This window comes from Bdellovibrio sp. HCB274 (genome assembly GCF_047306075.1).
Classification (GTDB): domain Bacteria; phylum Bdellovibrionota; class Bdellovibrionia; order Bdellovibrionales; family Bdellovibrionaceae; genus Bdellovibrio.
On the sequence record NZ_CP178623.1, the window covers coordinates 697,973 to 712,575 of the forward strand.

General features: G+C 45.7%; 16 protein-coding genes. 9 read left to right on the top strand and 7 right to left on the bottom strand.

All coding sequences use genetic code 11. From position 1 onward, the window contains the following. Positions 1–41: 41 nt before the first annotated feature. From ACLWNV_RS03430 to ACLWNV_RS03445, 4 genes are read left to right on the top strand one after another with little or no spacing between them, the layout of a single operon-like run. Positions 42–515, top strand: coding sequence for an NAD(P)H-dependent oxidoreductase subunit E (locus tag ACLWNV_RS03430; RefSeq protein WP_340598987.1), 474 nt, complete (start codon positions 42–44; stop codon positions 513–515). Further along, positions 515–1,807: an NADH-quinone oxidoreductase subunit NuoF gene (nuoF, locus tag ACLWNV_RS03435; protein WP_413586521.1), complete on the top strand. Its 1,293-nt coding sequence runs from the start codon at positions 515–517 to the stop codon at positions 1,805–1,807. Before ACLWNV_RS03430 ends, nuoF begins: the two co-directional genes overlap by 1 nt. Next, positions 1,788–3,353, top strand: a complete 1,566-nt coding sequence (locus ACLWNV_RS03440; protein ID WP_413586522.1) for a 2Fe-2S iron-sulfur cluster-binding protein — start codon at positions 1,788–1,790, stop codon at positions 3,351–3,353. Before nuoF ends, ACLWNV_RS03440 begins: the two co-directional genes overlap by 20 nt. Further along, positions 3,350–3,874 (top strand): NuoI/complex I 23 kDa subunit family protein, encoded by a 525-nt coding sequence (locus tag ACLWNV_RS03445; RefSeq protein ID WP_413577363.1) that lies wholly within the window; start codon positions 3,350–3,352, stop codon positions 3,872–3,874. Before ACLWNV_RS03440 ends, ACLWNV_RS03445 begins: the two co-directional genes overlap by 4 nt. A gap of 502 nt (positions 3,875–4,376) precedes the next feature. Here the strand turns inward: ACLWNV_RS03445 and ACLWNV_RS03450 are convergent. After that, the gene (locus tag ACLWNV_RS03450; RefSeq protein WP_413586523.1) at positions 4,377–4,568 is read right to left on the bottom strand and encodes a hypothetical protein; all 192 of its coding nucleotides are present in this window, start codon (positions 4,566–4,568) and stop codon (positions 4,377–4,379) included. A 190-nt stretch (positions 4,569–4,758) separates the two neighbouring features. On the opposite strand from ACLWNV_RS03450, the gene ACLWNV_RS03455 reads away from it, so the two are divergent. Together ACLWNV_RS03455 and ACLWNV_RS03460 are read left to right on the top strand one after the other, a co-directional pair. Continuing rightward, positions 4,759–5,310 carry a glutathione peroxidase gene (locus ACLWNV_RS03455; protein ID WP_413586524.1) on the top strand — a complete coding sequence of 184 codons (552 nt, stop codon included), beginning with the start codon at positions 4,759–4,761 and terminating at the stop codon, positions 5,308–5,310. 2 nt (positions 5,311–5,312) lie between these two features. Then, entirely contained in the window at positions 5,313–5,660 is a 348-nt protein-coding gene (locus ACLWNV_RS03460) for an ArsC/Spx/MgsR family protein (RefSeq protein ID WP_413586525.1), read from the top strand. 8 nt (positions 5,661–5,668) lie between these two features. Here ACLWNV_RS03460 and ACLWNV_RS03465 read toward each other — a convergent pair whose 3' ends face one another. Then, on the bottom strand, positions 5,669–7,441 hold the full coding sequence (locus ACLWNV_RS03465; protein WP_413586526.1) for an ATP-binding protein: 1,773 nt from the start codon (positions 7,439–7,441) through the stop codon (positions 5,669–5,671). A gap of 188 nt (positions 7,442–7,629) precedes the next feature. Here ACLWNV_RS03465 and ACLWNV_RS03470 point away from each other — a divergent pair, with 188 nt between their 5' ends. Next, entirely contained in the window at positions 7,630–8,025 is a 396-nt protein-coding gene (locus ACLWNV_RS03470; protein ID WP_413586527.1) for a hypothetical protein, read from the top strand. Positions 8,026–8,027: 2 nt separating this feature from the next. Here the strand turns inward: ACLWNV_RS03470 and thpR are convergent, their stop codons facing one another. Further along, entirely contained in the window at positions 8,028–8,639 is a 612-nt protein-coding gene (gene thpR / locus ACLWNV_RS03475) for an RNA 2',3'-cyclic phosphodiesterase (RefSeq protein ID WP_413586528.1), read from the bottom strand. 82 nt (positions 8,640–8,721) lie between these two features. On the opposite strand from thpR, the gene ACLWNV_RS03480 reads away from it, so the two are divergent. Further along, a complete protein-coding gene (locus ACLWNV_RS03480; RefSeq protein ID WP_413586529.1) occupies positions 8,722–9,027 on the top strand; it encodes a putative quinol monooxygenase in 306 nt (101 codons plus the stop codon). Here the strand turns inward: ACLWNV_RS03480 and ACLWNV_RS03485 are convergent. Further along, on the bottom strand, positions 9,024–10,016 hold the full coding sequence (locus ACLWNV_RS03485) for a TerC family protein (RefSeq protein ID WP_413586530.1): 993 nt from the start codon (positions 10,014–10,016) through the stop codon (positions 9,024–9,026). The two genes, ACLWNV_RS03480 and ACLWNV_RS03485, sit on opposite strands and share 4 nt — an antisense overlap. 104 nt (positions 10,017–10,120) lie before the next feature. On the opposite strand from ACLWNV_RS03485, the gene ACLWNV_RS03490 reads away from it, so the two are divergent. Next, on the top strand, positions 10,121–11,029 hold the full coding sequence (locus ACLWNV_RS03490) for a LysR family transcriptional regulator (RefSeq protein ID WP_413586531.1): 909 nt from the start codon (positions 10,121–10,123) through the stop codon (positions 11,027–11,029). A gap of 1 nt (position 11,030) precedes the next feature. Here the strand turns inward: ACLWNV_RS03490 and ACLWNV_RS03495 are convergent, their stop codons facing one another. The 3 genes from ACLWNV_RS03495 to ACLWNV_RS03505 all read right to left on the bottom strand — a co-directional run bounded on the left by ACLWNV_RS03495 (position 11,031) and on the right by ACLWNV_RS03505 (position 14,444). Then, positions 11,031–11,492, bottom strand: coding sequence for a hypothetical protein (locus tag ACLWNV_RS03495; RefSeq protein WP_413586532.1), 462 nt, complete (start codon positions 11,490–11,492; stop codon positions 11,031–11,033). After that, complete coding sequence (locus ACLWNV_RS03500; protein WP_413586533.1) at positions 11,480–12,856, bottom strand: hypothetical protein; 1,377 nt, start codon at positions 12,854–12,856, stop codon at positions 11,480–11,482. The genes ACLWNV_RS03495 and ACLWNV_RS03500 overlap by 13 nt, the downstream gene beginning before the upstream one ends. A 175-nt stretch (positions 12,857–13,031) precedes the next feature. Next, a complete protein-coding gene (locus ACLWNV_RS03505) occupies positions 13,032–14,444 on the bottom strand; it encodes a class I SAM-dependent methyltransferase (RefSeq protein ID WP_413586534.1) in 1,413 nt (470 codons plus the stop codon). Between the last annotated feature and the right edge of the window lie 159 nt (positions 14,445–14,603).

A 14,603-nucleotide genomic window follows, 5' to 3' on the forward strand; every position in this document is an offset into this window, starting at 1 on the left:
TAGCGAAGGTGGACTTTCCGATAGAGAAGAGGAACATATAAATGTTTAAACTTTCTGAACAAGGCTTGGCTAACGTAAAAAAAGAACTTGCTCGCTACGAGGCGAAAGAGTCTGCGATTATTCCAAGTCTTTATATTGCTCAAAAAGAAAATAGCGGCTTCATCACGCCGGATATTATCCGTCACTTGTCTCAAGTAATGGATATCCCTGAAGCGCGTATCAATGAAGTTTTCAAGTTCTATACAATGTTCAACCAAAAACCGGTGGGCAAGTACCACGTTCAGGTTTGTACGAACATTTCCTGCGCTCTTGAGGGTGGCCGTGAGATGGCTCACCACATCTGCAAAGAGTTGGGTGTGAAATACAACGAAGTTTCCGCTGATGGTCGCTTCACAGTATCCAAAGTTGAGTGCCTGGGTTCCTGCGGAACTGCGCCAATGATGCAGGTGAATGACACTTATCACGAGAAACTGACTCCTGAGTCAGCGATGAACTTGTTGAGAGGTATGAGATAATGGCTGAGATTAAAGTTCTTTCCGAGCACTATCATTTGCCGGAATACCAAACTCTTGCTGGTTACAAAGCTAAAGGCGGTTACGAAACTTTGCCGAAAGCTTTCAAAATGCAACCGCAGCAAATCATCGACGAAGTGAAAGCTTCCGGTCTTCGTGGTCGTGGTGGTGCGGGTTTCCCGACAGGTATGAAATGGGGCTTTTTGCCTAAAAATGGCGAACCTCGTTACCTTCTGTGCAACGCCGATGAAGGCGAGCCGGGGACGTTTAAAGACCGTATGATGATGGAGCGTGCTCCACATCAATTGATCGAAGGTATGATTATCTCTGCTTTCGCGATCGGTTCTCATAAAGGTTATATCTACGTTCGTGGTGAATACGTTTACCCGATCGACGTTTTGAACAAAGCGATCAAAGAAGCTTACGATGCAGGCCTTTTGGGTAAAAACATCCTGGGTTCAGGTTTTGATTTTGACCTTGATGTGTACCGTGGCGCCGGCGCTTATATCTGCGGCGAGGAAACAGGTATGATTTCTTCTTTGGAAGGCTTGAAAGGCCAGCCAAAATTGAAACCTCCGTTCCCGGCTGTTCAAGGTTACCTGCGCAAACCAACAATCGTGAACAACGTGGAAACTTTGGCAGCAGTGACTTACATCATTAAAGATGGCGCACAAACTTACCGCAAACACGGGACTGAGAAATCTGCAGGAACTAAATTGTTCTCTGTATCCGGTAACGTGGTTAAGCCTGGAAATTACGAAGTACCATTGGGTTACCCTTTGATTGATCTGATCAACAAAGAGTGCGGCGGTATGAAACCAGGACGTAAATTGAAAGCGATCATCCCGGGCGGTTCTTCTGCTCCGGTTTTGACTGCTGAAGAAGTTATGAAAGCAAACCTTGATTACGAATCCCTTGCAGGTCTGGGCACAATGCTTGGTTCCGGTGCGGTGATCGTGATGGATGACTCTCAATGTATGGTCGATATGTTGGGTGTTTTGACTCACTTCTATGCTCACGAATCATGTGGTCAGTGTACTCCATGCCGTGAGGGTACGGGTTGGTTGGATAAGATCCTTCACTCGATCCTTGAAGGCCGTGGCCGTCTTCAGGATATCGATTTGTTGATCAAAGTTGCTGACAACATGAAAGGTAAAACAATCTGCGCTCTTTCAGACGCTGCTGCTTTGCCGGTTCTTAGTTTTGTAACTAAATTTAGAGATGAATTTGAATTCTATGTCCGTGAAGGACGTTCGAAAGTAAAAGGAACGACATATGCCGAAATGCACCATTAATGGCAAAGAAGTCGAAGTAAAAGAAGGCACGTCGATCATCGAGGCGATGCAGGAGTCGGGCGATCGCATTGCTCACTATTGCTGGCATCCAGGTCTAAGCGTCGCGGGTGTTTGCCGTTTGTGTATGGTGGAGATCGAAGGAAATCCACGTGTACAGATCGCGTGTAACACGATGGTTACTGAAGGCATGAAAATCAATAACACGTCTGAAAAAGTTAAAGACGCTGTTAAGTGGGGGCTGGACTTCCACTTGATCAACCATCCTTTGGATTGCCCTATCTGTGACCAGGCGGGTGAGTGCGGATTGCAAGACCAATACATGGAGTACGGCAAGTACGACCCAGAAATGGCTGAAGCAAAAGTTAAGAAGCACAAAGTTGTGGATTTGGGACCGACAGTGGTTCTGGATTCTGAACGTTGTATCCTGTGCTCTCGCTGCGTTCGTTTCACTGAAGAAGTATCTAAAACAAACGAATTGGGTCTGTTCAACCGTGGTGACCGTACTGAAATCGGCACCCACGATGGCATGGCTTTGGATAACAAATACTCTTTGAATACAGTCGACATCTGCCCGGTGGGTGCGTTGACTTCCAAAGACTTCCGTTTCCGTCAGCGCGTTTGGTATCTAAAAGACGGCAACAGCGTATGTAACGGTTGCTCCACTGGTTGTAACATCAAGGTGTACTACAACAAGGAAGGTCTTTTCCGTATCAAGCCAGTTTACAATGAACAGGTAAACGGTCACTGGATGTGCGACAGCGGTCGTAACGCCTACAAATTCGTGAACCGTGAAGCACGCCTTCTTAAGGGTGTGGTTCGTGGCACGGAAATGGCTCCAGGTGCGGCAGCTAAGAGTGCCAGCGAAGTATTGAAAAACACTTCCGGCGACGCTTTGGCGTTGGTTTTGACAGCTCAATACACTGTTGAAGAGTATGAAGCGATCATCAAAACTTTCGTGGAAGAGTTTAAAACTAAAAAAGTATTCTTCTGGATCAACAACAAAGAAACTTTCGACAGCTTTGACGGATTGCTATCTCGCGGAGATAAAAATCCAAACACTAAAGGCTTGCTGAAAGTTATGGAAAAATACGGCATCACTGCGACTTGGACTGACTTGTCTGCAGGTCTTGCTAACGGTTCCATTAAAACTGTCGTTGTCGCTGGCCCGGAAAACCAAGTTGTATTCCCAGAGTATAACGACAGATTGAAAGAGCTTTCCAAAGCTCAAAATTTGATCTGGATGCAATCTGGTAAAAACGATGCTTTGTCTGCTTTGACAGGCAATGTTTGGATCATTCCAATGAAAACGTTCGTTGAAAAAGACGGCACATTCATCAACTACTCTGGTCTTGAACAAAAGATCAAAAAAGTGACGACTGTGGTTTCTGAAGCTCTGACTTTGACTGAAGCTGCCTTGTTGTTGTCAGGTAAAAACTTGGTAATGCCAATGACTGCTCCGTTCATGCCAACGAATCAACGTCCTGACCAAGTTGAATTGGAAGCACGTAAGAAGAACGAGTTTGTATTCAAAAGAGGTAGCCTATGAGCGTAATGCAAAATAACTCCGAAAAGTCCAAATGGTACTTGCCGGGTGTATTGGGTGGCTTGTCAGTGACCATGAAACACATGGTAGGCAATCTTTTGAACCGCAAGAAAATGATGACTTTGAACTACCCGGAGCAAATGAATGATTATTCTCCGCGCTTCAAAGGTAATCACGTTTTGACAGTAAAGAAAGACGGTTCCCTTCGTTGCACAGCTTGTATGTTGTGCGCGACGAACTGTCCTGCTGAATGTATCAAAATCGTTGCGGCTGAACATAACGATCCAGCTGTTGAGAAATTCCCAATCAGCTACGAAATCGATATCCTTCGTTGCGTATTCTGCGGTTTCTGTGAAGAAGCTTGTCCAGTGGACGCGATCCGTTTGGGGCCTGAGTGGCAAACTCCGGCATTGAACGGTGGCCAGTTCATCTATGACATCAACCACTTGGCTTACCGTCCGAATCTAAAAGGCGGTATCCAAACGCATGTTGACGACGAAGAACGCCACAAACAAGGGATCTAAAGACGGTCGATGAAAAGCGGCCAGCTGACTTCGTTGTCGGCCGCTTCCATCGCTACGACGTACCTTCAGTACGCCTCCGCGGCTGGAACCGACCTCCGCCTTGCATCTGACTACTTTTGATCAACCTTGGTTCTCGGTTGAGAATAAAAAAAGCCACCATTGAGGTGGCTTTTTTTATTTGTTGGGCCTTAAAAATGCAAAAGACGACTCTTGCTTTCGCAAGGTCGCCTTTAAGACGGACTCACTTCCGGATATCTGAAGGAGGTCCGAATGAACACCCAACAATGTTCTTATCGGTCGATTTTAAAGCTTATTAAGCAGATTCTTTTGATTGTCTTGGTTCTTATCAAGATATTTAAAGAACTCTTTTAAACTCTAAAACCTTAACCTCTGGAACGTTTCCGATTTGACCTTTTGCTAGTTCGCTAGCCTTTGGCCCAAGGAAGGGACTTAAAATCCCACGGCTTTTGAGTCCATGGTAGGCCTTGCGAGAGCACCCTTTTTACAGCTGTTTTAGGATGTCTTCGATGCGTTCTTTGACTTCGATTTTGTCGTGGGGCTCGAGGCTGAAGCGGATGGTGGTGACCCAGTTTTTGCCGTTTTCGTCGTTCTTTTCGGCTTCGGTCATGAAGTGAATGTGGTCCGCATTCAGATGTAAAACTTCATAGCCGCGTGTGACTTTAATAAACTTCATTTTATCTCCCACAGAATTAGGCCCTTCTTCCGAGCCTCTCTTTAATACTATTTTTGGTTTGCTGTTACTTCAACAAATACCTTTTCACAGGGTTTGCATCCCAACGGGGATAAAACGTCTGTTTTAAGGCCAGGAATGCATGTATAATAAAGTGCACTTTTTAAATCTTCATCCCGCGAAAGGGAACGCAATGAGCACTTCTTTAAATCAAATCGAATTCAATACGGCAGATGGTAAAAAAGCGACTTTGGCAGATTACGCTGGCAATGTTTTGCTGGTGGTGAACGTGGCATCTGAGTGTGGCCTGACTCCGCAGTACGAGGGGCTTGAAAAAGTTCATCAAAAGTACGAGTCACATGGACTTCGCGTTTTGGCATTCCCGGCGAATGAATTCGGTGCGCAGGAGCCTGGCACAAATGAACAAATCCAGGAATTCTGCCGTACACAGTTTGGTGTTAAATTTCCGGTCTTCGCAAAAATGGTGGTAAAAGGTGAAGGTCAGCATCCACTGTATCAGCAACTGACTGCTTTGCAGCCGAATGCCCAACAAGTTCCCAATGGAAAACTGAAGTCAGTTTTGGAAGAGCACGGTCTGCTTTCCGGGGGACCTTCCGATATTATGTGGAACTTTGAAAAATTTCTGATCAGCAAAGCCGGCAAAGTTATCGCTCGTTTTGCTCCGGATATGACTCCCGAAGACCCGGTGATCCTGAAAGCAATCGAAATGGAATTGGCTCGCTAAGCATGTCCTGGGTTCTGCTTCATAACTCTGGCTGCAGCAAAAGCCGCGAGGCTCTCGAATCTCTAAAATCTGTCGAGGGACTTCAGGTACGAAAGTATCTGGATAATCCGTTGAAGGAGGCAGAGTTACGAGAGCTGATCGGTAAGCTCGATACTCCCGTATCAAGTTTGGTGCGAACCAAGGAATTGCTGTTCTTGGAGGCGCCATTTGATGTGAACGACATCGAAGCCGTGATTCAGAATTTATCCAGAAATCCAAAATTAATGGAGCGCCCGATTCTGATCGGGAACGGGAAGGCGACTATTGGTCGACCCCTTGAAAAAATAACGAGTCTGCTACGGGGAAAATAGCGGAAAATTTATTTCGGCTGCTCGGCATCTGGAGCTGATTTCTTATTATCCCCGCACATTAGCAAATCTGAAATCGTGTTGATCAATTCAGCAGATTGAACGGGTTTCGAAATATGAATATGAAATCCTGCAGCCAGTGCGCGCTCATGTTCTTCGGAACGTGCATGAGCTGTCAGTGCGATTGCCCACAGATTTTCCGTATTAGGCAGGGTGCGAATCATCTTTAGCAAAGTGTAGCCGTCAATATCCGGCATGCTGATGTCGCTTAATAAAACCTGAGGGTTAAAAACCTGGAACATATCAAAGGCTTTTTGCGCAGAATCTGCGGTGACAACGTTCGCGCCGGATTTCTTTAATACCAGGCTTAACAGATTTCTGGTGTCGATGTCGTCATCTACAATCAGGATTCTGACTTCATCCAGATGTTTGGTATGTGGGGGGTGAGTCTCCACAAATTTCTCATAACCAAAGTGACGTTCCCGGATGCCTTCTTGCAATTGCGCTGCAAGGACAGGCAAAGACACTGTGAATTTCGATCCCTGATTTGTGCCTCCGCTGGAGGCGGCAACAGTTCCGCCGTGGCCTTCCACAATATGGCGAACAATAGCAAGTCCCAGACCCAAACCACCATAACGTCTTGTGGTCGAAGCATCTTCCTGACGGAATCGTTCAAACACATACGGAAGGAAGTGGGGATCAATACCTTTACCGTTGTCGATCACATCGATCTGCACCCGGGATTCGACATTGGAAAGCTTAACAGTGATATTGCCACCTTTAGGCGTAAACTTAATGGCATTGGAAAGCAGATTCCAAAGAACTTGCTGCAGTCTTTCGGGGTCGCCCCCAATGGCTTTGACCCGTTCAGGGCCTTCCACTCGCACATTGATGTTTTTTGATTTTGCAGCAATCTGCACACTCTCATAGGCGGCTTCGACGACCGATTCAATTTCAATCGGTTTTACCTGCAACTGGAGTTTGCCGGAAATAATTCTGGAAACATCCAGCAGATCACTGATGATTTGCACCTGAATTTGAGCATTTCTGTGAATGGCATTGATGGAAGCTTGGGCTTCTTCCTTGGAAGTGTCGGGGTCTTTTAAAATATCACTGTGCCCCAGGATAACATTCAGCGGAGTGCGAAGCTCGTGGGAAACTGTCGCCAGGAATTCATCCTTCAGACGATTTGCCGTTTGAGCTTGTTCGTACAATCGTTGGCGAACGTTTGCATCTTCTTTTAGCTGTTTATTTGCAAGTGCTAGTTCTTGCGTTCGCTCCTGAACTCGCTGCTCAAGATCCTGATATAGATTTCTGACTTTCGCTTCTGATCCTTTACGCTCTGAAATGTCGTGAAGAAAAGCCCCAAACAGGTGCTTGCCCTTATGCTCGAAAGGAAAGATCGTCATCTCCACGGGAATCTCATGTCCCTCGCGATGAAGTGCGGTGATCTCCATGCGTTTATTTAAAACAGGTCCGTGACCGGTCGCCAGGTAATGAGCGAGCCCCGTTTTGTGGGAGTCCCGGTATCTGTGGGGAATAATAATTTCGGACAGTTCTTTTCCCAGAACTTCATCGCGGTTCCAGCCAAAGGTGCGCTCGGCTTGCGGGTTCCAGTCGGTTATCATGCCTAAGCTGTCCATTCCGACAAAGGCATTGTAAGCTGCATCTATTATAGTGCGAGTCCGCTGTTCGCTGATTTCATATCGATCCAGCAAAGCCTTATCAGACTCCGATAAAAAATATCGGGTCCCTTTATTCCGAAACCAATCAATGAGTTTCATAAAACCAAGGATAGCGCCTTTGTTCTAAACCCACCTCAATTTAATAAGCCACCCTCCCAAACCATGTGCGTAGGCAAAAAACAGTGAGTTAAAAGATGAGCCCTGACAAAACCGTGTTGCATCGAGCAATCCTCTATTTTCGATTTTCGATTCTCGTCCCAAGCGCTACGCTTGGGATAGGGGGTTCCGTGAAACTTATTCTTGTAGCACTTTTCGCAAGCATTCTACCGCAAATTTCCTTTGCCCAGGCACAAGCAGAGATTGAAATGATTCAGCCGGCTTCATTGGTTTCTGGAGATCAATATTACAATTATAATTTCGGTTCGACCTTTGTGAACTCTCGCAAGTATGTGGATTTCACACTAACTTCAACGGGTGATGAGCCCTTGGAATTTAAGCAGTTGGGAATTGCCGGTGCCGCCTTTAACGCCTATACAAATTGTCCGACAGTAATTCCTGTAGGACAAAAATGCACAGTGCGTGCGACTTTCTGGCCATCAGATAAGCGCAGTTACTCTGGCCGCCTGTATCTGGTGTTTGCTCACGGACGTTCAATCATTAACTTATACGGTCGCGGTATTTAAGATTAGAAGTCCACAGCCTCATCAAGATTTTCTTCCTGGGGCTTTCCAGTCAGTGGGGCACGGAAAATCGGAGTGTAAACGGGAAAGGCACCCGCAAGCTTAGATTCATAAAGCACGATTTCGTGCACCTGGATTTTACCAAAACTTTTTCGTTTAAATGGTGAAAGCATGTCTTTCACGCTACGGGGATTACGAAGACGCGCAATCGTCAAATGAGGTTTGAAGTCCCGTTTGTCGATGAATGTCAGAAGATCTCGTTCTTTTAAAATTCCATCCAATAGATCTTTAAACTCGCCCAGGCATTTCTTGTTCTGAACTCCCAGCCATAGTGTTCGCGCATCGTGTTCGCTGGAAAACGCACCCATGTCTTCGATTTTTAGCTGAAACGGCTGTGTCTGTGCGCAGGCATCCTGCAGGGCTTGGCTTAGGGCCGGGATGTTTTCTTCCGGACATTCACCCATGAAACTCACTGTGATGTGATAGTTTTCAAGGGGCACCCATTTGACCACCATCTCTTTTTGGTCGGCATTGATTCGCAATTTTTTGTAAGTCGGCAAGAAAGTTGTCGAAAGAGGATCCGTCGCGTTCAAGGCAAAGAACAGGCGTTTATTCATGCTTTCATTTTAGCAGAAATTCCCGGTTCACCAAGACGTATTATTAAAATGCCTGATAAACTAACAAAACGGGGAGAATACTATGATTGTGATGACTTCCAAAATCCAGGTGAAAGCTGAACGAGAACATGAGTTCGTGGGACTCGCTGCGATTATGGTCAATCCCGCACGGGCAGACAGTGGATGTCTAAGTTACGAATTTTATGAAGATCCCCTGGAACCAGGTGTTTTTATGTTTATTGAAACCTGGAAAAGCTGGGAGGATTTAAACGCCCATTTGGAAAAGCCCTACACGAAAGATTTCTTCGGGCTTTTGCCAAAGTTCGCGGTCATTCCGCCCACCATCACGACTTATGAATCGCGTGGCGGGCAGCCAATGTCTCTTTAAGACTTGCTGGAATCGTTGTCGTTCTTTTGGGGGAATAGTAGTGACAGAGCCACTGAACCACCAATGAAGAGGGCGATCACTGCAAGGGAAATACCGATTGGGAAGTGGCCACCGAACAATTTGTTCAGCCATACCATTTTCAATCCGACAAAGATAAGCGTAAACGCCAGGCCGTACTTTAACAGATGGAACTTGTCCACCACACCAGCCAATAGGAAGTACAAAGAACGCAATCCCAAAATCGCAAAGATATTGGATGTAAACACGATCAATGGCTCTTTGGTCACCGCAAAGATGGCTGGAACGCTATCCACAGCAAAGATCACGTCTGTGAACTCCAGGAAGATCAAAGCCACAAACAAAGGCGTCGCGTACTTCAGACCATTTTCAGTCACGAAGAAATGGTCTTCATGCATGCGGTCTGTGATACGAATATGCTTGCGCATAAACTTCAACAACCAGTTGTTGGATGGATCCACCGAGCCTTCGCTTTGGAACATCATCTTGATACCTGTGATGATCAAGAACACACCGAAGATCAATACCACGGCCTGGTATTGCATCAAGATAGAACCCAGGGCGATAAAGATCGCGCGGAAAATCAACGCACCGATGATACCAAAGAACAACACGCGATGCTGGTATTTGGCTGGAATACCAAAGAAACCAAAGACCACGACAAAGACGAAGATATTATCCACCGAGAGCGCTTTTTCGATCACATATCCGGTCAGGAACTCCAGTCCCACCTGATTTGCTATGGTCTGATCGCCAAACTTATAAAGTGAATACGCATACAGTATTCCGTTAAACACCAAAGCCAACGAAATCCACGCGATGGACCAAGCGGTAGCTTCTTTAAAACCAACAGCATGAGAGTGTTTATGGAATACGCCCAAATCCAGGGCCAGCATACCGATAACAAAGACGAGGAATCCTAGGTAAAACCACCAATAGTCCGCAAAGGGAAATAATAAAGTCTGCTCCAAAGTAAAAAATCTCCTTAATAGATGCTGTCAATGTACACGAACTTCTACCTTCTGAAAAATAGATAAACTATAATAAGTTATTCGTTTTAAACAAAGAGGTAACCGTGCCTGGCGAAACCAATTCTCAGAGTTATCAATGGCTTAACTATCACCACCTTCTGTATTTCTATACGATTGCACGCGAAGGAAGTATTGCCAAAGCGTCTGAAAAATTGAATGTGGGACAACCCACACTCAGTACCCAATTGAAACAGTTGGAAGAGTCATTAGGGAAGCCTCTTTTTGAAAGATCAAAGCAGCGCCTGCAATTGACAGAAGCCGGGCGCATTGCGTTGGAGTATGCAGAGCAGGTTTTCAATCTGGGTGCGGAAATGGTGGAGGTTTTGCAGGATCAATTGCAGAACAATCGCGTGCATGTGCAGATTGGGGCTTTGGACAGCGTACCCAAAGACATCACTCACAAAGTAATTATGCAGGCCTACAAATCCGGGAACTGCAATGTTTCGGTGATCGAGGGATCGGGTGACCAATTGCTGCGCGAATTGGAAAGCCACCACGTTGATTTGCTTTTATCGAACTACGTTCCCAGTCTTGATTTTAAAACCGTGTATTCCAAATCCATAGCCAAGCTTCCGGTAGTGGTTTGTGCCTCCGAAAAATACAAGCATCTAAAAAAGAACTTCCCACAAAGTCTTGAGGGGCAGCCCTTTGTCGTTCCGACAGTGCACAGTCGATTGCGCAGGGAGATTGATCACTACTTTAAAGTCAATCGCATCAAGGTCGATCAGGTCGCCGAGATTCAGGATACCAGTTTACAGACATTGTTGGGAGCTGAAGGAGTGGGATTAATTCCTGTTGCCGATGCTGTTGCCAAGAAACTGACTAAGGATGGAAAGCTGATAGTGCTGGGAACTTTAAAAGGTGTGTATGAGGAAATCTGGCTGATGGCAGCGAACCGGAAAATTGAGAATCCGATTGCTGCCCAGGTCATGAAGGAATTTTCTTTAAGCTAGTTTATTCGCAAATGGCTTTCAAAACACGGAAGGCAGTAAATTCAAACGAGCTCACTTTGCTGGGTAGTGAAAACTGCAGTTGATTCCAGGATTGGGATTCCGTTTCCTGCACGTTTTCAATACCTGCATCCGTCAGCAATCCGTTCAGAGCTTTTCCGCACTCTGACTTTGTCGCCTTCTTCATGGTAGTACGATCCAATGCTACAATTAGATCCACCAGTTCTGATGATTCTGCATCATAAGATTTGTTGGTTAAAGAAGCCTCGCCAATCTGATCCGCTCTTTGGATAACCAGCTGTTTGAATTCCCGAGCGAGGTTCATCTGTTGAGTTTTATCATTGGAAGCTTCGATAGAAGCCACGGATTTTTCAATCAGATTCAAAGTATAAGAATCATTTAGAGCCCAGGAAAGAGATGGCATCAACAACATCATGGTAAGCATGGAAGTAATTAGTTTAAGCATGATCCCCCCGCAGCGCCGTCTTTAATCAAGTCGATCTTGGTTTGGATTTTCGCGTAATAATTTGCTGTTTCTTTAATACGTGCTGAGGAACCCGCATTGCCTTTATTAGGATACAAACGGGCATATTCTCTTAGCTCTTCCAGGAACTTGTCAGCATCGGTAACTTTCTTTTTTGCGTATTTCGTCGTTAATAATTTCGTAAGCGGCGTTTTCAAACCCGCATAGCCGGTGTTGTGGGACCAAACCATCGTGGCGCGTTTGATTTTCGCAAGCTCGTCTGCAGGCAAGGCAAATTTGGCTTTCATTTTCGCATCGTTAAATACGGTAGTATCAAAATAGTCAGTGGCCTCTTTAAGAGCAGCGTATGTGTAAATCATATTTGTAACTGGATTGCCTTCTGCGATAGAAATGCGGTCACAGGTTTTCTTGGAATCCATGCGCTGGTCTTCCTTAAGGAATTCATTGGCGATTTTTTGGCAGCGCACATCCGGATGAGACAGCAAAAACTCTTCAGTTTCAGAAAGCATTTTGTTAACGGCATGAATTGCTGGCTGAGTGAACTGACCGATACCTCCGGCACCGGTTTTGGACATGATATTCACATGGAAACCTGACTCTACAGAGATCATACCGAATACCGCCAAAATATTTTGTTTTTGAGCTAGGGCGGATTCACCTTCGCCAATATAAGTTTTCATGCACTGGGAAACGACTTCAAAGCTATTAGAAATAAGAGTGAAGTAGTTTTCGCTAACACATGGACGGGCAGGAGCGTTTTTAGCTTTGCCATTAGAGCAGGTTTTATAATCCACAACCGGACCGGACGCCGCACTTTGCAGGTACATCGCGGTTTCGATACATACCGGGCGGATCATTGGTTTTTTATTGATTGGAGTTCTGATCAAAGCACCAATGTAAGAGGCGCTGGTTTTCTTTCTTTCCAGGGCTTCTTCCATATAGTCATTTTTTGGTGAACACTGATTAAAGCGAATCTTTGCAGCTTCACTGGCCACAGAACAATTCTTACAGGCAACGGTTTCTGAAGTGTCTCCACGGCTGAATGCCAAAAGATCATTGATCTTATTTACTTTGCTCATTTTTTCGATAGCGGCTTTTGAAAGTGACTCTTCAGCTTCCTTTGATACCTTGGCTGTCTTTGCCGCAGGAACAGGCTTGGCAACCGGAGCAGTCGCGCTCTTTGCCTTCGTGGTCTTCGCGCTTGCCGCAGCCTTTTTGGAAGCAACTGGCGCCTTTGTCGATGCCAGCTCTGCTTTATAAAAAAGAGGATTATTTGAAGATGTCATGGTCATGATGCCACATGTGGCAAGCAGGCTGAATTTCAATAAAGTCGTCGATAGTTTCATAGGCATGAATCTCCTCACCTTTTGTAGGAGCAAGATCATTGCCAAAACGACATATGTAATTTCGGTAGGTTAGCTAAGTTCAAATTGTCTCAAACTGAGACGAGGGAGGGGAGTGACATAAAGTGTACTGTGCCTGCCAGGATCAGTACACTTTATGTAATTACTCCGAAGTATTTTACTTCTGAATGACGATGAAAAGGTTCACTCCTAAAGGCTCTTTTTCCACCCACATTTTCGAGCCAAGCCCGTCGAATACGCGCAGCAAATCTGCCTCTGTGCGATAGATCAATGTCCAATCCAGGAAAAGCTCCAGGAAGGGACCGTACTTGTAGTTCTCAGCACAGAAATTTCCAATAATGATTTTGCCGCCGGGCTTTACCGCATCCAGCATTCTTTCAGCAGTTCGACGTGCAATAGGCTCCGTAAAGTAGTCAAACAAACCGGCGGTGTAGATCAAATCATAATCTTTTTCCGGGAACCCTTGCGAGATGATATTTCGTATCGCCAGGTTCGAGAATCTGAAGCCAAAGCCGGACTGAACTTTGCGATCAATCGTATAGAGCTGTCGGTGGGCATGCTTCAAAGATTCCTCATCCTGATCGACACATGTAAACTCCGCATGGCGATCCAAAAACTCCGGGCAGTCCTGCAGGAACAGCTGTTGTTCTTTTGCGGGACCGCTTGCCACAGACATGATCTTCAAATTGTGCTGAGGACTGGTTTCCTGAAACAGCTCACGGATTTTTTTTGAAAGATACAGACCTCGATTGCGAACCGCAGTTCCCGACGCATCTTCCACAAAGTATTTGTGAATGCATTGATCGTAAAGCGTCTTGCCCACGACTTCATCACGATAAAGCTGATTCATCATCTCGTAGTCACCTGCATAACCGCGGGGCTTGTGATAAGCCCGGTGAGCAAAAGGAGCACCCCACAGCAAAGGTCCCATCTGTTCACGGGCAAAGTTCATCGCCCATTTTAACTGGAACTTGCTCATACCTTTTAAAAGATTCGGGATCAGGGGATAGTTGGGGCTTAGGACCGAGTTCATGTACTTTGCAAACGATTCAGCCACAGCCTTGCGAAACTCCATTTCCTTTTGAAAATCATGCAGCGGCTTTAGTTCTTCGATCCGGTCAATTTTGGGTTTTAGATTCGCCAGAAAGTCGCGCAGTTCATAAACGAAGATTTTAAACTCCACCGGCAACTGCGACACGGCATAGGCATAATTGCTTTGGTCTTCCATCGCCAGATGGGCCGCTTCGTGCGCTTTAATCAGCTCGATATTCAACGGCTCATTCATGATATCCAGGCCGATGATGATTTCGCCGTTCTTGGCATCAGCAAGGCGTTCAGACTGTGTCCAGCGCACCTGCAAGGTCTGCAGCTGGGACTCTTTAAAGTGCACCTCGCCAGCGGTGGAGATATTGGTTTTCAGGTATTCCTGAACGTCGGTCAGCTCTTCGGGTGTCACCAGAATAGAGCAGCCAAAGATGCTGACATCGTGAAGGGGTGCTTTGAATTTTCCAAAGGACAGATAAAATGATTTTGGAGTTAAAAGACTGCGGTCCTGTCTGATGGATCGCATTTGTGCGTTTTTATCTACGCTGAAGTGTTCCTGCTTTAATGCCGACTCGCCCACGAAAGTTCCTTCCAGTAAACATTGCTATGATTAATTATCTGGAGGAATAAATAAAAAACCAATTAGACGTGTCGTTTGACGGAAACTCTGGACGAAGAGCTATCT